The organism is Actinomycetospora aurantiaca (assembly GCF_037401875.1).
In the GTDB taxonomy this organism is placed as follows: Bacteria; Actinomycetota; Actinomycetes; order Mycobacteriales; family Pseudonocardiaceae; genus Actinomycetospora; species Actinomycetospora aurantiaca.
This window is the reverse complement of the sequence record NZ_JBBEGN010000011.1, coordinates 42,834-60,029: the sequence shown is the minus strand read 5'-3', so window position 1 is coordinate 60,029 and position 17,196 is coordinate 42,834. Positions and strand designations below refer to the sequence as shown.

The following is a 17,196-nucleotide window of genomic DNA, read 5'->3' as shown; positions in this document are numbered from 1 at the left end:
ACCCGCGCGCGTGGGACGGTGACCGTCGTGCGGTGCACGGGCCTCGTCCTCGGCGTGCTGGTGGCGCTCCTCGCGGGCTGCGGCACCGGCACCGGCGACCTGCGGCTCCTCGTCCCGACGGAGGTCGGCGGCGGGTACGACCTCACCGCCCGCACCCTCGCGGCCGCCGTGAGCGAGCGGGAGGGCGAGCCGGGTCCTGCGGTCGTCGTCGTGCCGGGCGAGGGCGGCCGGGCGGCGCTGGCCCGCCTCGCGGCGGAGCGGACCCGGCCGGACCTGCTGATGGTCATGGGTCTGGGGCTGCTCGGGGCCGTTCCCGACGACGGGTCCGGCCCGGGCGGGCTGTCGGCCACCCCCGTCGCACGGCTCATCACCGAGCCGGAGCTGGTCGCCGTCCCCGCGGGCTCGCCGTACCGCACCGTCGCCGAGTTCGTCGCGGCGTGGCGGGCCAACCCCGCCGGTGTGGTGGTCGGCGGGATCTCCGCTCGCGGCGGGCCGGACTGGCTCGTGGCCTCGCGACTCGCCGCGGCGGCCGGTCTGCCGCCCGGTGCGCTGCGCTACGCGTCGCTGCCCGGCGACGCCCTCCTGCCGGCCGTCCTGCGCGGCGACGTGGCGGTGGCGGTCACGGGGCTGGCCGAGACGGCCCCGCAGGTCGACCTGGGCACGGTCCGGACGCTCGCGGTCACCTCGGCGGCGCGCTCGCCGCGGGTCGACGCACCGACGCTGCGCGAGGCGGGGATCGACGTGGTCGTGGAGAACTGGCGGGGCCTGCTGGGTCCGCCCGACCTCGCCCCGGACGACCTCGCCCGGTTGACCGCGCTCGCCGACGGTGTCCGGGGCACGGCGGCCTGGCGGGCCGCGGTCGCCCGCAACGGTTGGACCGACGCGCCGCTCGCCGGACCGGAGTTCGCGGCGTTCCTCGACGCCGAGCGCGCCCGGGTCGGCGCCGCTCTCGCGGCGACGCCCTGAGCCCGCCGTGCCGTCGCGAGATGTACGTGAGGCATGCCGGCGGGCGCTCGGACCTGCCTGATGTCCACCTCGCGGGAGTGCTCAGCTCCCCGTCGGGACCGGCTCGCGCTCCTCCTCCGGGCTGGAGCGGCCGCGGGTGCGGATGAGGCTGGCGATGGTGGTGAGGGCGAGGACGCCGATGATGACGGTGAGGGAGAGTTCGATGCCGATCAGTGGGACGGGGAGCGGTTGTCCGTTGTTGAGGAGGGGCAGGGTGTTGGAGTGCAGGGCTTCGAGGACGAGTTTGACGCCGATGAAGGCGAGGATGACTCCGAGGCCGTACTGGAGGTAGACCAGGCGGGAGAGCAGTCCGCCGAGCAGGAAGTAGAGCTGGCGTAGTCCGAGCAGGGCGAAGGCGTTGGCGGTGAAGACGATGTAGGGGTCCTTGGTGAGTCCGAAGATCGCCGGGATGGAGTCGAGGGCGAAGAGCAGGTCGGTGAGTCCGATGGCGATCATGACCATGAGCATCGGGGTGATCATCCGGCGGCCGTGCTCGCGGACGGCGAGGGCGCTGCCCCGGTAGGTGTCGGTGACCGGGACGACCCGCCGCACGAGGCGCAACAGCGCGTTCTCCTCGAAGACCTCGTCGTCGTCCTGTTTCTCGAGGCAGACCTTGATGGCGGTGATGATGAGGAAGGCGCCGAAGAGGTAGAAGACCCAGGAGAAGCGGGTGATGACCGCGGCGCCGGCGAGGATGAATCCGCCGCGCATGATCAGGGCGATGACGATGCCGACGAGCAGGACGCGGTGCTGGAAGGCCTTCGGGACGGCGAAGGCGGTCATGATCAGCAGGAACACGAACAGGTTGTCCACCGAGAGCGAGTACTCGGTGACGTACCCCGCCACGAACGCGGTGCCCTGCTCGCGGCCGCCGAACCAGAAGACGCCGGCCGCGAAGACCGCCGCGAGGCCGACGTAGATCGCCACCCCCCGGGCGGCGTCGCGCATGCGCACCTCGCGCGCGTGCCGGCCGGCCCACAGGTCGACCGCGAAGATCACCGCCAGGCCGGCGATCGTCACCGCCCACACCCAGAACGGCTCACCGCCGGTCGGTGCGAGCGCGGGTGGTGCTGCTGCTGGCGACATGCTTCCTCCGGTGACGACGCATCACGTGCTCACCGGAGGTCTCTCCCGCCGCGGGGCCGTCGTGGCCCGCGCGCCGGGCGCCCCGGACCGCGTTTCCGCTGTCGTGCTGACGAGGCGCCCGCAGGCGATCCGGGGATACTCCCCTCCGCGCTCCGGGATGCTCCCGGCCCGCGGGGCGACCTGTCGCCGTTCGGGAGATTGACCGCGTTGTGGTCGTTGTGGTCTCAGAGCAGGGACAGCTGCTCCGCGGGCGCGTCCTCGACGATCGCCGTCGGCACGTTCGGCAGCGCACCGTCGGGCCAGGGCTCCGGGTTGTCCGGCGCCGCACCCTTCCCGCCGTCCAACCGGGTCGAGCTCCGCTCCGCTGCGTCTCCCGCCAGCCGCCCGCCCATGCGGTGGCCCCCGCCGTCGAGACCGTGCCGACGCAGGAGCACCGCGACCCGCCGCGCGAGGTCGTCCCGGTAGGCCTGCTGCACGTAGGCGCCGCGGCGGTAGAGCGCGGCGTACCGGTCCAGCAGGTGCGGGTGCTCCCGCGCGAGCCAGCCGTGGAACCACTCCCGGGTGCCGGGACGCAGGTGCAGGGCGAGGACGCTCGCGCCCGCCGCGCCGGCCGCCGCGATCTCGCCGAGCAGGGCGTCGAGCGCGGCGTCGGAGTCGGTGAGGCCCGGCAGCACCGGCGCCACGAACACGCCCACCGGCAGGCCCGCGTCCGCGATCCGCCGGACGAGGTCGAGCCGGGCCCGCGGCGACGGCGTCCCCGGCTCCACCGAGCGGTGCAGCTCGGGGTCGAGCAGGGCCAGCGAGACCCCGACCCCGACCGGGACGTCGCGGCCGGCCGCCACGATATCCGGCAGGTCGCGGGCGAGCAACGTCCCCTTGGTGAGGATCGACAGCGGGGTCCCCGACCCCCCGAGCGCGCGAATGATGCCCGGCATCAGCCGGTAGCGGCCCTCCGCGCGCTGATAGGGGTCCGTGTTCGTCCCCATCGCGACGTGCTCGCGGGTCCAGCGCGACGAGCGCACCTCCCGCGCGAGCACCTCCGGCGCGTTCAGCTTGACCACGACCTGCCGGTCGAAGTCCGCGCCCGCGTCCAGGTCGAGGTAGGTGTGGGTGTTGCGGGCGAAGCAGTTGTGGTGCACGAGTCCCTCGGCGACGTAGTCGCCGGTGGTGGTCGTGACGTCGTAGACGGTCTCCTCCCCCGCCGGCTCCACCGCGACCAGCGTGCGGTCCGCGCCGCGGGACTCGTCCAGGACGTCGCGGACGCCAGCCAGACCCGGGGCGGGCAGGGTCTCCGCGCCGACGAGGGCGTCCCCGGGAACCAGCCACGCCCCGCCGTGGCCGTCGGCCCCCGCCCTGGCCACGTGTCGCCACCCGGTGCGGGCGAGCAGCCGGTGGTCGGTGCCCACCACGACCGCGGTGCCGTCGGCCAGCCGTACCCGCACCACGGGGCGGCGGCTGGACCAGTGGGCGAGCACGTGGGTCCGCACGAGCCGCCGCGCCCCTCCCTCCACCACTGTCCCGACGACCGTGTCGCCCACCTGCAGGTCGGCCATCGGCACCGTCCCGCCGTCGGCGCGCAGCACCGGCGTGGACCCGACGGTGCAGTACGTGCAGGCGTGCGAGCAGCCGCGGTAGGGATTGACGGTCCACGAGAAGGGCATCGGCGAGCCGCCGGGCACGCGGTTGAGCACCGAGCGGGCACGGACCTCGTGGAAGGTGATGCCGGCGAACTCCGGGGTCTGCACGCTGCGTACGAGCCCCTTGAGGGCCGGCATCCCCGGCAGGGGCTCAGGGCCCTCCCCGTCGTCGTCCAGCTGCTGACCCGCCCACCGCATACCTCCGATCGAACACGTGTTCGGCATCGAACGCAAGTTCGATCGAACGAGCCGAGGTTTCGGTACCGCGGGTACGCGGTACTGCAGATCACACCGTCAGCGCACCGGAGGATCCATGAGCTTCACCCTCGAACTCACCCCGGCTCACCACGAGCTCGTGCGGCGGGCGCACACGTTCGCCGAGGAGGTGATCCGGCCGGCCGCCGCCAAGTACGACCAGCTGCAGGAGTGCCCCTGGGACATCGTCGACGCGGCCTCCCGCGAGGGCTTCTACAGCGCCCTGTTCTACGCGGACCTGATCGCCGACCCCACCGGGCTGTCGCTCCCGTTGTTCCTCGAGGAGATCTTCTGGGGCTGCGCGGGCATCGGCCTGACGGTGGTCCTGCCCGCCCTCGCGCTCTCCGCGCTGAACCAGGCCGGCACGCCCGAGCAGCTCGCGAAGTGGGCCCCGGAGATGTTCGGCGAGCCCGGCGACATCAAGCTCGCCGCGCTCGCGGTGTCCGAGCCGCAGGGCGGCAGCGACGTCGCGAACCTGCAGACCCGGGCGGTCAAGGACGGCGACGAGTGGGTGTTGAACGGCACCAAGATCTGGATCGGGAACGGCGGCATCGCCGACGTCACGATCGTCAACGCCGTCGTCGACCCCGAGCTCGGCACCAAGGGCCAGGCGATGTTCCTGGTGCCCAAGGGCACGCCCGGCATGGAGCAGGTCCGGCGCCTGGACAAGCTCGGCCACCGTGCCTCCCACACTGCCGAGCTCTCCTTCAGCGACTGCCGGATCCCCGCCGACCAGCTGCTCGGCGAGGAGGGCAAGCTCGAGCACAAGCTGGAGAAGGCCCGCCGCGGCGAGGGTGACTCGGCCGCGCTCGGCACCTTCGAGCAGACCCGGCCGATGGTGGCCGCGATGGCGCTGGGTGTCGCCCGCGCCTCGTTCGAGTACGCCTGCGACTACGCCTCGCGCCGGGAGGCGTTCGGGGCGCCGGTGATCGAGAACCAGGGCGTCGCGTTCCCGCTGGTCGACATCGCCGCCGAGATCGACGCCGCCCGCCTGCTGTGCTGGCGCGCCTCGTGGATGGCCGCCAACGGGGTGCCCTTCCACCTCGGCGAGGGCTCCATGTCGAAGCTGAAGGCCTCGGAGGTCGCGGTGCGCGCGGCCGAGCAGGCGATCCAGGTGTGCGGTGGGTGGGGCTACGTCAGCGACCTGCCGGTCGAGAAGTGGTACCGCGACGCCAAGCTCTACACGATCTTCGAGGGCACCAGCGAGATCCAGCGCATGGTGATCGGGCGGACGCTCGCCACCGAGGCCTCCCAGAGCCCGCAGCACCACCAGCTGCCCGGGGACCACGGCGGCCTGTCGCGGAAGTTCGGGCACGGGTCGCTCGCCCGGGCGCGGGCCGGCGAGGCGTTCCTCAAGCTCGCCCAGAAGGCGCCCGACAAGCTGCTCGACCTCGGCGGTCGGCTCGCCTCGCCCGGGCGGTGATCAAGGCGCCCCGGGGCTCGACCCTCTAGGGTTCCGTTCCACCACCCCGTCCCCCGGATGCCGTAGCGAGGGCCACCGATGACGCAGTCGACGCCGCCGGCACGCCGACCGGAGCCGGCCCCCGGCGTGCTCGACACGGTGTACGCCCTCGCCGCGGCGTCCGCGCGCACGGCCGTGGAGCTGACCCTGCGTGGGCCGTCCATCGTGCGGGGGCTCGCGGCCGCGGCGCACACCGTGACCGTCGAGGTCAGCCCACTCATCGGGGACGCCCTGCGTGCCCTGCCGCGCGCCGTGGCCGTGCTCGAGCAGCTCCTGCCGCTGGCCCAGGACCTGCAGCGCTCCCTCGACCGGCTCTCGGCGGCCGCGCCCGACATCCACGCCCTGGCCGAGGCGGTCCCGGCGCTGCAGCAGCTGGGCGGCGCGGCCGACGACATCCGCGCCCTGCGTGAGGCGGTGCCGGCGCTGCAGCAGCTGGGCGGCGCGGCCGACGACATCCACGCCCTGACCGCGGCGGTCCCGGCCCTGCAACAGCTCGGCGGGGCTGCGGACGACATCCACGCCCTCACCGCTGCGGTGCCGGCGCTGCAGCAGCTGGGCGGCGCGGCCGACGACATCCACGCCCTGCGCGAGGCCGTGCCGGCCCTGCAGCAGATCGGTGGTGCGGCGGACGACATCCACGAGCTCACGGGCGCGGTCGACTCGCTCGCCCGGCTCAGCGCCGCCGTCGAGGACCTCCACCGCATCGCAGCGGCGACCGACGACGTGGCCACCATCGCGCGCAGCGTCGAGGTCATCGAGCGGATCGCCGCCGCGGTCCCCACCGTCGAGCGCATCGCGGACGCCGTCGGCACGGTGGAGGCGATCGCGGCGGCCGTGCCCACCATCGAACGGATCGCCGAGGCCGTCGGCACCCTCGACGCCATCGCGGGCGCGGTGCCGACCATCGAGCGGATCGCCGGCGCCGTGCCGACCATCGAGACCATCGCCAGCGCCGTGCCCACCGTCGAGACGATCGCGGCCGCGACCGGCACCGTCGAGCGGATCGCCGACGCGGTCCCGACGGTGCGCGCGATCGCCGACGCGGTGCCCACCGCGCAGCAGATCGCCGACGCGGCCCCCGCGCTGCGGGCGCTCGCGGAGGCGGTGCCCGAGGTCGAGAAGCTGACGGCGGCCATCGACCACGTCGAGGTGCTGGCCCGGCACGCCGACACCACGTTCCCCGAGCTGCCGCCCCGCCTGCAGACCCTCGACTCGTCGCTGTCGACGGCCGCGTCCGAGCTGGTCCGGGTCGCGCCGGACCTGCGGACGGTCGCCGGGCGGATCGAGGACCTCGACGGCCAGATCAAGGTCCTCGCGGACGCCCTCGCCCCGCTGCAGGGCACCACGGAGCGCCTCGGCCGGCTCGTCGACCGCCTCCCGGCCGGGCGGCGGGGCCAGAAGGCCGTCGAGGGCTGACGGCAGGGGCCTCAGGGCAGCACGGCCGTCGCCTCCACCTCGACGAGCAGGTCGGGCTCGCCCAGGGCGGAGACCCCGATCAGCGTGATCGGCGGCGTCGCCGTGATGCCGGTGCGGCCCACGCCCGCGCCGAGGGCGGACATCTTGTCCGGGGTCCAGTCGACGACGTAGACCCGCAGCCGGGCCACGTCGGAGAACCCGGCCCCGACGGCGTCGAGGGCCGCGGCGACGTTGCGGTACGCCTGTTCGACCTGGGCGGCGAGATCGCCCTCGCCGACCCGGCCGCCGTCGGCGGTCCGGGCCACCTGGCCGGCGACGTGGACGGTGCGCGTCCCGGTCGCGACGGCCACCTGCCGGTAGACGTCGGCGGCGGGGAGGGTGGACGGGTTGTGCAGTTCGACGGGCACGGCGGCCTCCGGAGGATGAGATAGCATTGCTATGTCTCGTCATGTATAGCAGCGTTATATATCCTCGTCCAGTGCCGAAACCCGCCGATGTCGCCGTCCGAGCCGCCCTCATCGAGCAGGCGGCCGCGATGCTCGCCGCCCGGGAGCCGGTGACGCTGCGCGGGCTCGCCGGTCGGGCCGGGACGTCGACGATGGCCGTCTACACGCACTTCGGCGGCATGCCGGGCCTGTGGGGTGCGGTGCGCCAGGAGGGCTTCGTCCACCTGGCGGCACGGCTGGCGAGGGTGCAGCCGACCGACGACCCGGTGCACGACCTGGCCGCGCTCGGCGCCGCGTACGCCGACAACGCCGTCGCCCACCCCCTGCTCTACCGGGCCATGTTCGACACCGCCGTGGACCTGCCCGACCCGGAGGTCGCCGACGGCGGGTTCGCCCCGCTGGTCGGGGCCGCCGCCCGGGCGTGCGCCGACGGCCGGTTCGGCGCGGTCGACCCGGCGGACGTCGCGACGCGGCTGTGGGCCGCCGGGCACGGCCTGCTGCTGCTCGTCCTGACCGACGTCCTGCCGGCGGAGGCGCTGGGGAGCCAGGGCCCGGCTCTCGCCGAGGCGGTCTGCCTGGGCGCCGGGGACGACCCGGCGCGGTGCGCGGCGTCGGTCCGGTCGGGCTGGTCGGCGGGGTGGGACGGCTAGTAGCCCGGGGTCCAGCGGGTCGCCGCGATCGCGTCCCGGAGCTCGTCGTCGGAGGCCTCGGGGGCGACACCGTCGTCGACGGCCTGCCGGGCGACGGCGAGCGCGATCGCGTCCGCGGCGGCGCGGACGTCGGCCCAGGCGGGCAGCAGCGGGGCGCGCGCGTCGCGCAGGGCCGGGGACGCCGCGCCGAGGGCGCGGGCGGCGGCCCGCATCATGGCGTCGGTGACCCGGGAGGCCCGGGCGGCGGTCACGGCGAGCCCGACGGCGGGGAAGACGTAGACGTTGTTGCACTGGGCCACGGGCACGTCCTCGCCCTGCTCGCGGTGCAGAGGCGGGAACGGCGATCCCGTGGCCACCAGGGCGCGCCCGCCGGTCCAGGCGTCCAGGTCCGCGGGGCGGGCCTCGGCGTTCGTCGTCGGGTTCGAGAGCGGGAAGACGATCGGGCGATCGACCTTCCCGGCCATCGTCCGGACGATCTCCTCGGTGAAGGCGCCCTGCGCGGTCGAGAGCCCGAGCAGGACCCCGACGGGGAGGTGGTCGACGACGTCGGCGAGCTGCGGCAGGCCGTCGACGGCCCAGTCGGCGACGTCGGCGGGGTCGTGGGCGAACGCGCGCTGGTCGGCCGAGAGGTCGTCGCGGTCGGCGGTGAGCAGCCCGCGGACGTCGACGACCCAGCAGCGGGCCCGCGCCTGCGCGTCGGTGAGGCCCTGGTCGACCATCTCCTGGCGCACCATGTCCATCACGCCGACGCCGGCCGAACCGGCGCCGAGCATGACCACCTGCTGGTCGGCGAGCCGGGTCCCGGCCACGGCGGTGGCTCCCTGCAGCGCGCCGAGGGCGACCGCGGCGGTGCCCTGGATGTCGTCGTTGAAGGTGAGCAGCCGGTCGCGGTAGCGGGCCAGGATCGGGGCGGCGTGCGGGGTGGCGAAGTCCTCCCACTGGAGCAGGACGTCGGGCATCTCGGCCTCGACCGCGGCGACGAAGTCCTCGACGAAGGCGTCGTAGGCCTCGTCGTCGATGCGACGGTGCCGCCAGCCCAGGTAGTAGGGGTCGTCGAGCAGGTCGGCGTTGTCGGTGCCGACGTCGAGCAGGATCGGCAGCGTGCGGGACGGGTCGATCCCGCCGATCAGCGTGTAGAGCGAGAGCTTCCCGACGGGGATCCCCATCCCGCCCACACCCTGGTCGCCGATGCCCAGGATCCGCTGCCCGTCGGTCACCACGATGACGTCGACGCCGTCGTGCGGGCGGTTGCGGAGCATCTCGGCCAGGTACGCCCGGTCGGGCCAGGCCAGGTAGAGCCCCCGGGGTCGGCGCCAGAGCGCGGAGAACCGTCGACACCCCTCGGCGACGGTCGGGGTGTAGACCAGCGGCAGCGCCGTCGGGACGTCGGCGGCGAGGACCGAGTAGAACAGGTGCTCGTTGCGGTCCTGCAGCCCGCGCAGGTAGACGTAGCGCTGGATGTCGGTCGCCTGCCGGTGCACCTCGCCCCAGCAGCGCCCCACCTGCTCCTCGAGGGTCGTCACCCCGTGCGGGAGCAGCCCGAGAAGTCCGTGTTCCCGCCGCTCCGCCGCGGTGAAGGCGGTGCCCTTCGTCCGCATCGGATCGTCGAGGATGCCGCCCCCGCGTGCCGTCCCGGTCGGCTCCATCGCCCGTGCCTCCCACGCTCGCCCGTACCCGCGCGGACCACCCTGCCGCAGTCCGCTCCCCGCAGGACCCGGTCCGGTGGGCGATCTGAGCAAGTACTGAGCCTGGGGCGTGCATCACTCGTCCGAGAACCGGGGTTACTCTCCCGTTCACCTGATCGTCGTGATCATGACGGGACCCGTTCAGGCGGAGCGGTGTCCCCGGCGGGACGGAGACGACCGATGACGCACCCCGCGGGCCCGGTGCCGGCCCCCCGCTCCGACCTGGCCGAGGCCGCCCGGATGCTCCTGCGCACCGTGCTGCCGGTCGGCGTGGTCCTGGTCCTCGCCCTCGCCGTGTACGGCGGCACGGGCCACGACCTGACGATCGTCCTGCAGGACCGCTTCCCGGAGGACTCCGAGTACTCCGGCCTGTTCACGATCCTGTTCTCGAGTGCCCTCATGGTGTGCGCGGGCGTCGCGCTGGGATCGCTCGTCGTCGCGCGGGCCTGGGCCCGGGCCACCGGCGCGGCGGGCGCCGCCTCCCCCGCCCTGCGCGCCGGCCTCGCGGTGGCCGTGCTGTGCATCTTCTTGGGCTTCGACGACATGATGATGGTCCACGACGCGGTACTGCCCGGGGCGGGCATCCCGGAGGACGTCGGGCTCGCGGCCTACGCGGTGCTCGGGCTCGTGCTGGTCGCCTGGGCCTTCCGCCCGCTGCTCGCCGAGAAGCTGGGGCTGACGTTCCTCGTCGGCCTCGCCCTGCTCGGCGGCTCCCTCGGCGGGGACGTCCTGGAGTCGTGGTTCGAGGACCGGGACCCGGCGATCGCCGCCGCGCTCGGGCACGCCGAGGACGTCGTCAAGTTCCTCGCCTACACCGCGCTCTGCCACCTGTGCGTGCTCCTGGCGCGGCGGGTCATGGCCCGGACGCTCGCGGCCGCGACCGAGAAGGCGGCCCGCGAGGCGGTCGAGCGGGCCGGGTCGGCGTCCGGCTCGGGCCGCGTCCCGCTGCGGGTGTCGTCGGGTCGGCACGCCGCCCGGACCGGTGCACTGCCGACCGCCGCCGGGCGCCCGCCGACGGTCGGCAGCCCGGCGGACGCCGACCTCACGGCCCCGATCCCGGTGCCGCCACCGCTCTCCCGGACCTGACCCCGTCCCGACGGCGGGGTCGTCCGCTCAGCCGTGCAGGGCCCGGTCGACCGCCGCCGCGGCGTCGGCGAGGGCGACCTCGGTCTGGCTGCCGTCGGCGAGGTCCTTGAGCTGGATCGTCCCGGCCTCGAGGTCACGGTCGCCCAGCACGAGCGCGTAGCGGGCGCCGGAACGGTCCGCCGCCTTCATCGCCCCCTTGAGCCCGCGGCCGCCGTAGGCGAGGTCAGACCGGATCCCGGCACGGCGCAGCGCGCCGATCAGCCCGACCAGGTGGTCGCGGGCCGACTCCCCCAGCGGGACCCCGAAGACCTCGACCCGTCGCGCGGGCGCGACCTCCAGGCCCTCGGCCCGGCACGCCAGGAGGGTGCGGTCCACGCCGAGGCCGAAGCCGACCCCGGACAGGGCCTGGCCGCCGAGCTCGGCCATCAGCCCGTCGTAGCGCCCGCCGCCGCCGATCCCGGACTGCGACCCGAGCCCGTCGTGGACGAACTCGAACGTCGTCTTCGTGTAGTAGTCCAGGCCGCGCACCATGCGGGGGTTCTCGACGTAGGCCACCCCCAGCTCGTCCAGGTACTGCTTCACCGTCGCGTGGTGGGCCGCGGCCGCGTCCGACAGGTGGTCGACCATCAGCGGCGCGTCGGCGAGCTGCTCGCGGACCTCCGGGCGCTTGTCGTCGAGCACGCGCAGCGGGTTGATCCGCGCGCGCTCGCGGGTGGCCTCGTCGAGGTCGCACTTCTCCAGGAACGCCTGCAGCTCGGCGCGGTAGGCCGGCCGGGTCTCCGCGTCGCCCAGCGAGGTCAGCTCCAGCCGGTAGCCGGTCAGCCCGAGGGCCCGGAACCCGGCGTCGGCCACCGCGAGGACCTCGGCGTCCAGCGCCGGGTCGTCCACCCCGATCGCCTCGATGCCGACCTGCTGGAGCTGCCGGTAGCGGCCCGCCTGGGGGCGCTCGTAGCGGAAGAACGGCCCGGCGTAGCGCAGCTTGACCGGCAGCGTGCCCCGGTCCAGGCCGTGCTCGACGACGCTGCGGACGACGCCCGCCGTGCCCTCGGGGCGCAGCGTCACGCTCCGGCCGCCCCGGTCGGCGAAGGAGTACATCTCCTTGGAGACGACGTCGGTGGACTCGCCGACCCCGCGGGCGTAGAGCGCGGTGTCTTCGAAGACGGGGAGCTCGAGGTGGGCGTAGCCGGCGCGGTCGGCCTCGCGGAGGAGGGTGTCGCGGACCGCGACGAACTCCGGTCCGACGTACTCGGGGATGCCCTTGGGCGCGGCGAAGCCGCCCGGGGGGATGTCAGCCAAGGTCCTGTCTTCTCTAGAGGTTCCGGCCGGGTGCGTTCTGCGCGCCCTGCAGGAAGGGGTTCGTGTGCCGCTCGTCGCCCACCGTCGTGGGCTGACCGTGGCCGGGCAGGATCGCCGTCTCGTCGGGGAGCGTGAGCAGCTTCGTCCGCAGGCTCGTCATCATCTCCTCGAGCGAGCCGCCGGGGAGGTCGGTCCGGCCGATGCTGCCCTGGAAGAGGGTGTCCCCCGCGAGCACGAACGGTGCCCCGTCCTCGGTCGCGCTGCGGAAGACCACCGACCCGCGGGTGTGGCCGGGCGTGTGGTCGACGGTGAGGGAGATCCCTGCCAGGTCGAGGGTGGCGCCGTCGGCGAGCGTCTCGACCTGCTTCGGCTCGCGGAACTCCAGCCCCGGGTACATCGCCGCGAGCTGCGCCCCCATCGGCCCCACGCCGGCGAGCGGGTCGTCCAGCATGTAGCGGTCCTCGGGGTGGATGTAGGCCGGGATGTCGTCGCCGTCGCACACGGGGGTGACCGACCACATGTGGTCGAGGTGTCCGTGCGTCAGCAGGACGGCGACCGGCGACAGGCGCCGCTCGGCGAGGACCTTGCGCAACGGCTCCTCGGCGTCCTGCCCCGGGTCGACGACCACGCACGGTCCGCCCTCGTCGGGGGCGACCACGAAGCAGTTGGTCTGGAAACTCCCGGCCGGGAACCCGGCGACCAGCACGGAATCCTCCTCGCGACGACTGGACCCCACTCTAGTCGGCGGTCGTGACCTGCCCGGACTCACGCCGATCCGACTTCCTAGGATGCCCGCCGTGCCGACGAACGAGCAGCGCCGCAGAGCCGCCAAGCGCAAGCTGGAGCGACAGATCGAGCGGCGCGCCGAGCGCGCCCGCCGTCGCCGCCAGCGGCTGACGATCATCGCGATCGGTGCGGTGGTGGCCCTGGTCGCGGCCGGCATCGCGATCTACGTGGCCACCCGGCCGTCCTCGACGGAGACCGTCGCCGCGCCCGCCGCCGGCGCGTGCACGTACACGCCGGACGGGCAGGCGGCCAAGCCGGTGCAGGCGCCGAACCCGGACCCGGAGCGCACCGGCGTCGTCGGGCTGACGCTGCAGACCACCCAGGGCCCCGTCCCGATGACCCTCGACCGCGCGCAGGCCCCCTGCGCGGTGAACGCGGTGACCTCGCTCGCGCAGCAGGGCTTCTACGACGACACCCCATGCCCCCGCCTGGTCACCGGCCAGGGTCTGCAGGTGCTGCAGTGCGGCGACCCGACCGGCACCGGCTCCGGCGGCCCCGGCTACCGCTACGCCGAGGAGCCGCCGACGAACCTCGCGCCGTCGCCGCTGGGGCAGGGCGCCGCCAACTACAGCCGCGGGCTCGTCGCGATGGCCAAGGCGTCCCAGCCCGCCAGCACCGGCAGCCAGTTCTTCCTGGTCTACGGCGACTCGGCGCTGCCCCCCGAGTACACCGTCATCGGGCGGATCGCCCCCGAGGGCCTCGCGACCCTGGACAAGGTCGCCGCGGGCGGCGACGACGGCTCGAACTCCGCCGGCGGCGGCAGGCCGACCATCCCGGTGCAGATCACCGCCGCGCAGGTGCAGCTGTAGGTCAGCCGGCCGCCGGCGGCAGGGCCGCGCCGGTGTCCTTGAGCTCCACCCCGGTCAGTTCCCGACGGCGGGCCTCGTCCATCAGGGCGGCGAGGATCTCGGCGGCACGAGAGTGGGAGAGCCCGTCGGGCGGGCGGATGTTGGAGACGCAGTTGCGCTCCGAGTCCACCCGGCCCGGGCGGGGGTCCCACGTCAGGTAGGCCCCGAGCGAGTCCGGGGACGACATCCCCGGCCGCTCCCCCACCAGCACCAGGACCATGCGGGAGCCGAGCGCCGCGGCGATCCCGTCGCCCAGCGCCACCCGGGCCTGCTCGGCGACGACCACCGGGGACACCGACCACCCGTCGAGGCGCGCGGTCAGCGCGTCGAGTACCGCGACGGCGTGGTCGTGCACCGCACGGGGCGACAGCCCGTCGGCGATCACCGCCGTGAGGTCGGCGGGCTCGGTCGGGGCGGCCTCGCGCAGGCGGGCGGCCGAGTCCTCGTCGAGCCGTCGCCCGAGGTCCGGGCGCTGCAGGTACTCCGCCCGGTCCGCGGCGGCCGAGTGCACCACGACCGAGGGTCGTTCCCCCAGCGCGGCCACCACCGCGTCCGCGTCGAGGGGCAGGTGCACGGCGTCCCGCGCCGCGGCGTGGGCGGCGGCGAGCCGGAGGTTCTCCGCGGTCGGCAGCCCGTCGCCGGCCCGCCCGAGCCCGACCCGGGCCCGGGTCGCCGTCCGGAACACCACCCAGGGATCGCTCATGCCAACCCGCTCGTCAGCGCCGGCAGCGCGTCCGGACCGAGCTGCGGCACCCGCCCGGCGTCGTCGAGCAGGCCCACCGTCTCCAGCCACGCCTCGAATTCCGGCGCGGGGCGCAGCCCGAGGGTGCTGCGGACCTGCAGGACGTCCTGGAACGACAGCGACTGGTAGTTCAGCATGATGTCGTCGCCGCCCGGCACAGTGATGACGAACGAGCAGCCCGCCGCCCCCAGGGTCAGCAGCAGCGTGTCCGTGTCGTCGCTGTCGGCCTCCGCGTGGTTGGTGTAGCAGACGTCCACGCCCATGGGGACGCCGAGCAGCTTGCCGCAGAGGTGGTCCTCCAGGCCCGCCCGCAGGATCTGCTTGCCGTCGTACAGGTACTCCGGCCCGATGAACCCGACGACGGTGTTGACCAGCAGCGGGTCGAACGCCCGGCACACCGCGTACGCCCGGGCCTCCAGGGTCTGCTGGTCGCAGCCGTGGTGGGCGTCCGCGGACAGGGCGGATCCCTGGCCGGTCTCGAAGTAGGTCACGTTCGACCCGACCGTTCCCCGCCGCAGCGCCAGCGCGGCCTCGTGGGCCTCGCGCAGCTGGTCGAGGGTCACCCCGAAGCCGCGGTTCGCCGCCTGGGTCCCGGCCACGGACTGGAACACCAGGTCCACCGGTGCGCCCTGCTCGAGCAGCTCCAGGGTGGTCGTGACGTGGGTCAGCACGCACGACTGGATCGGCGCCGCGAGGCGCTGCCGGGCGTCGTCGAGCAGGTCGAGCAGGGCACGCACCGTCGAGGGGCGGTCGGTCGCGGGGTTGATCCCGATCACGGCGTCCCCGGACCCGTGCAGGAGCCCGTCGACCAGGGACGCGGTGATCCCCACCGCGTCGTCGGTCGGGTGGTTGGGCTGCAGCCGGGTGGCCAGCCGTCCGGGCAGCCCCAGCGTGGTCCGCAACCCCGTCACGACGCGGGTCTTCGCGGCGATCGCGACGAGGTCGCCGACGCGGCACAGCTTGCTGACCGCGGCGACCATCTCCGGGGTCAGCCCGGGCGCGAGCGCGGTGAGCGCGGCCGTGTCGGCCTGCCAGGACAGCAGCCGGTCGCGGAAGCCGCCGACCGTGAGCGACCGTACCGGGGCGAACGCGTCGGGGTCGTGCGAGTCGAGGATCAGGCGGGTGACGTCGTCGTCCTCGTAGGGCACGACCGCCTCGTCGAGGAAGTGCGCGAGCGGGAGGTCCGCCAGCACCGTCTGCGCCGCGACCCGCTCCGCGGCCGACTCCGCCGCGACCCCGGCGAGCACGTCGCCGGAGCGCGCCGGGGTGGCCTTGGCCATCAGCTCGCGCAGGTCGGAGAACGTGTACGAGTGTCCGGCGAGACTGCTGGTCCAGCTCATCGCACCTCCTCCTCGGCCGCGGCCAGCGCGGCGAACTCCTCGTCCGGCGCGGCCGCGACGAGGTGGTGCCGCGAGTAGAACCCGAACCACGCCATGAGCACGGCGAACACGCCGAGCGCGCACAGCGCGGCGACCACGTCGACGAGGAAGGTCGCGACGACGGCGGCCAGCGCGAGCACCAGCGCGATGCCGGAGGTGATCCGCCCGCCCGGGGTGCGGTAGGGCCGGACCAGCTCCGGGTTCCGCACCCGCAGCACCTGGTGCGCGACCATCATCAGCACGTAGGACAGCGTCGCCCCGAACACCGCGAGGTTGATCAGGATGTCGCCGTCGCCGGTCGCGGCCAGTACGAAGCCGATGAGGCCGGGCACGACGAGCGCCAGCACCGGGGCCCGGCGGCCGTTCACCCGCGACAGCGCCCGCGGGAGGTAGCCCGCCCGCGACAGCGCGAAGGTCTGGCGCGAGTAGGCGTAGATGATCGAGAAGAAGCTGGCGACGAGGCCGAGCAGGCCCACGTAGTTGATCGTCGTCGACAGCCACCCCTGGCCGGTGCCGTCGGCGGCGGTGACCAGCGGGTTGTCGCTGGTGGACATCGCGGCGCTGCCGGCCGCGCCCGGCCCGAGCACCAGCACCACCGCGGCGAAGCCGATCAGGGCGATCATCGCGACGACGATGCCGCGCGGGACCGACCGCACCGGGTCGCGGGCCTCCTCCGCCGCGAGCGGCACGCCCTCGACCGCGAGGAAGAACCAGATCGCGAACGGGAAGCTCGCCCAGATGCCGACCAGCCCGAACGGCAGGAACGACGACGCCCCGGCGGCGTCCGTCACCGGGATGTCGAGCAGCTTCGCGGGATCGAACGAGCCGACCGCCCCGAGCGCGAACACGATCAGGGCGACCGCGGCGATCGCGGTGACGACGAACGTCGCCTTGAGCGCCTCCCCGGCCCCGAGCAGGTGCACCCCGACGAAGAGCACGTAGCAGGCCAGGTAGACCCACCAGCCGTCGGTGATGCCGAACAGGCCCAGCGACTCGACGTAGCCGCCGATGAAGGTGGCGATCGCCGCGGGCGCGACGGCGTACTCGAGCAGGATCGCCGCCCCGGTCGCGAAGCCGCCCCACGGCCCGAGGGCGACGCGGGCGAAGGTGTAGCCGCCGCCGGCGGCCGGCAGCGCCGAGGACATCTCGGCGAGCGAGAGCACCATGGCCGTGTACATGACCGCCATGAGCACCGCGGCGACCGCCAGCCCGCCCCAGCCGCCCTGCGCCAGCCCGAAGTGCCACCCGGCGTAGTCGCCGGAGATCACGTACGCGACGCCCAACCCGGCCAGCAGCACCCAGCTGGCCGACCCCGCCCGGAGCTTGCGCGCCGCGAGGTAGTCGGCACTGGCCGTGTGCTCGCTGCGCCCGGTACCCACCTGTTCCGCCATCGGCGTCCCTCTCTGCTCGCCCCCGG

The 17,196-nt window shown here is 74.5% G+C and carries 15 protein-coding genes; 6 read left to right on the top strand and 9 right to left on the bottom strand.

What is annotated here, in order from left to right; genetic code table 11:
- Positions 1-18 precede the first annotated feature (18 nt).
- Positions 19-966, top strand: a complete 948-nt coding sequence (locus tag WCD74_RS20490; RefSeq protein WP_337696729.1) for a tripartite tricarboxylate transporter substrate-binding protein — start codon at positions 19-21, stop codon at positions 964-966.
- 81 nt (positions 967-1,047) lie between these two features.
- Here the strand turns inward: WCD74_RS20490 and WCD74_RS20485 are convergent, their stop codons facing one another.
- The gene (locus WCD74_RS20485; RefSeq protein ID WP_337696728.1) at positions 1,048-2,091 is read right to left on the bottom strand and encodes a TerC family protein; all 1,044 of its coding nucleotides are present in this window, start codon (positions 2,089-2,091) and stop codon (positions 1,048-1,050) included.
- A 224-nt stretch (positions 2,092-2,315) separates the two neighbouring features.
- Entirely contained in the window at positions 2,316-3,926 is a 1,611-nt protein-coding gene (locus tag WCD74_RS20480; protein ID WP_337696727.1) for an Rv2578c family radical SAM protein, read from the bottom strand.
- Positions 3,927-4,041: 115 nt separating this feature from the next.
- On the opposite strand from WCD74_RS20480, the gene WCD74_RS20475 reads away from it, so the two are divergent.
- Positions 4,042-5,406: an acyl-CoA dehydrogenase family protein gene (locus WCD74_RS20475; RefSeq protein WP_337696726.1), complete on the top strand. Its 1,365-nt coding sequence runs from the start codon at positions 4,042-4,044 to the stop codon at positions 5,404-5,406.
- Positions 5,407-5,484: 78 nt separating this feature from the next.
- A complete protein-coding gene (locus WCD74_RS20470) occupies positions 5,485-6,861 on the top strand; it encodes a hypothetical protein (RefSeq protein WP_337696725.1) in 1,377 nt (458 codons plus the stop codon).
- Positions 6,862-6,872: 11 nt separating this feature from the next.
- Here WCD74_RS20470 and WCD74_RS20465 read toward each other — a convergent pair whose 3' ends face one another.
- Positions 6,873-7,268: a RidA family protein gene (locus WCD74_RS20465; protein WP_337696724.1), complete on the bottom strand. Its 396-nt coding sequence runs from the start codon at positions 7,266-7,268 to the stop codon at positions 6,873-6,875.
- 71 nt (positions 7,269-7,339) lie between these two features.
- Here WCD74_RS20465 and WCD74_RS20460 point away from each other — a divergent pair, with 71 nt between their 5' ends.
- On the top strand, positions 7,340-7,957 hold the full coding sequence (locus WCD74_RS20460; RefSeq protein WP_337696723.1) for a TetR/AcrR family transcriptional regulator: 618 nt from the start codon (positions 7,340-7,342) through the stop codon (positions 7,955-7,957).
- On the opposite strand, the gene WCD74_RS20455 is transcribed toward WCD74_RS20460, so the two are convergent.
- The gene (locus WCD74_RS20455) at positions 7,954-9,603 is read right to left on the bottom strand and encodes an NAD-dependent malic enzyme (RefSeq protein ID WP_337696722.1); all 1,650 of its coding nucleotides are present in this window, start codon (positions 9,601-9,603) and stop codon (positions 7,954-7,956) included. The two genes, WCD74_RS20460 and WCD74_RS20455, sit on opposite strands and share 4 nt — an antisense overlap.
- Before the next feature lie 219 nt (positions 9,604-9,822).
- On the opposite strand from WCD74_RS20455, the gene WCD74_RS20450 reads away from it, so the two are divergent.
- On the top strand, positions 9,823-10,728 hold the full coding sequence (locus WCD74_RS20450; RefSeq protein WP_337696721.1) for a DUF8692 domain-containing protein: 906 nt from the start codon (positions 9,823-9,825) through the stop codon (positions 10,726-10,728).
- A 27-nt stretch (positions 10,729-10,755) separates the two neighbouring features.
- On the opposite strand, the gene hisS is transcribed toward WCD74_RS20450, so the two are convergent.
- Entirely contained in the window at positions 10,756-12,024 is a 1,269-nt protein-coding gene (hisS, locus tag WCD74_RS20445) for a histidine--tRNA ligase (RefSeq protein ID WP_337696720.1), read from the bottom strand.
- Between the two features lie 13 nt (positions 12,025-12,037).
- Positions 12,038-12,730 carry an MBL fold metallo-hydrolase gene (locus WCD74_RS20440; RefSeq protein WP_337696719.1) on the bottom strand — a complete coding sequence of 231 codons (693 nt, stop codon included), beginning with the start codon at positions 12,728-12,730 and terminating at the stop codon, positions 12,038-12,040.
- A gap of 91 nt (positions 12,731-12,821) precedes the next feature.
- Between WCD74_RS20440 and WCD74_RS20435 the strand changes: the two genes are divergently transcribed.
- Positions 12,822-13,619: a peptidylprolyl isomerase gene (locus tag WCD74_RS20435; RefSeq protein WP_337696718.1), complete on the top strand. Its 798-nt coding sequence runs from the start codon at positions 12,822-12,824 to the stop codon at positions 13,617-13,619.
- A 1-nt stretch (position 13,620) separates the two neighbouring features.
- Here the strand turns inward: WCD74_RS20435 and eutC are convergent, their stop codons facing one another.
- From eutC to eat, 3 genes are read right to left on the bottom strand one after another with little or no spacing between them, the layout of a single operon-like run.
- The gene (gene eutC, locus WCD74_RS20430; RefSeq protein WP_337696717.1) at positions 13,621-14,361 is read right to left on the bottom strand and encodes an ethanolamine ammonia-lyase subunit EutC; all 741 of its coding nucleotides are present in this window, start codon (positions 14,359-14,361) and stop codon (positions 13,621-13,623) included.
- On the bottom strand, positions 14,358-15,740 hold the full coding sequence (locus tag WCD74_RS20425; protein ID WP_337696716.1) for an ethanolamine ammonia-lyase subunit EutB: 1,383 nt from the start codon (positions 15,738-15,740) through the stop codon (positions 14,358-14,360). Before WCD74_RS20425 ends, eutC begins: the two co-directional genes overlap by 4 nt.
- Entirely contained in the window at positions 15,737-17,170 is a 1,434-nt protein-coding gene (eat, locus tag WCD74_RS20420) for an ethanolamine permease (RefSeq protein WP_337696715.1), read from the bottom strand. The genes WCD74_RS20425 and eat overlap by 4 nt, the downstream gene beginning before the upstream one ends.
- Positions 17,171-17,196: the final 26 nt, after the last annotated feature.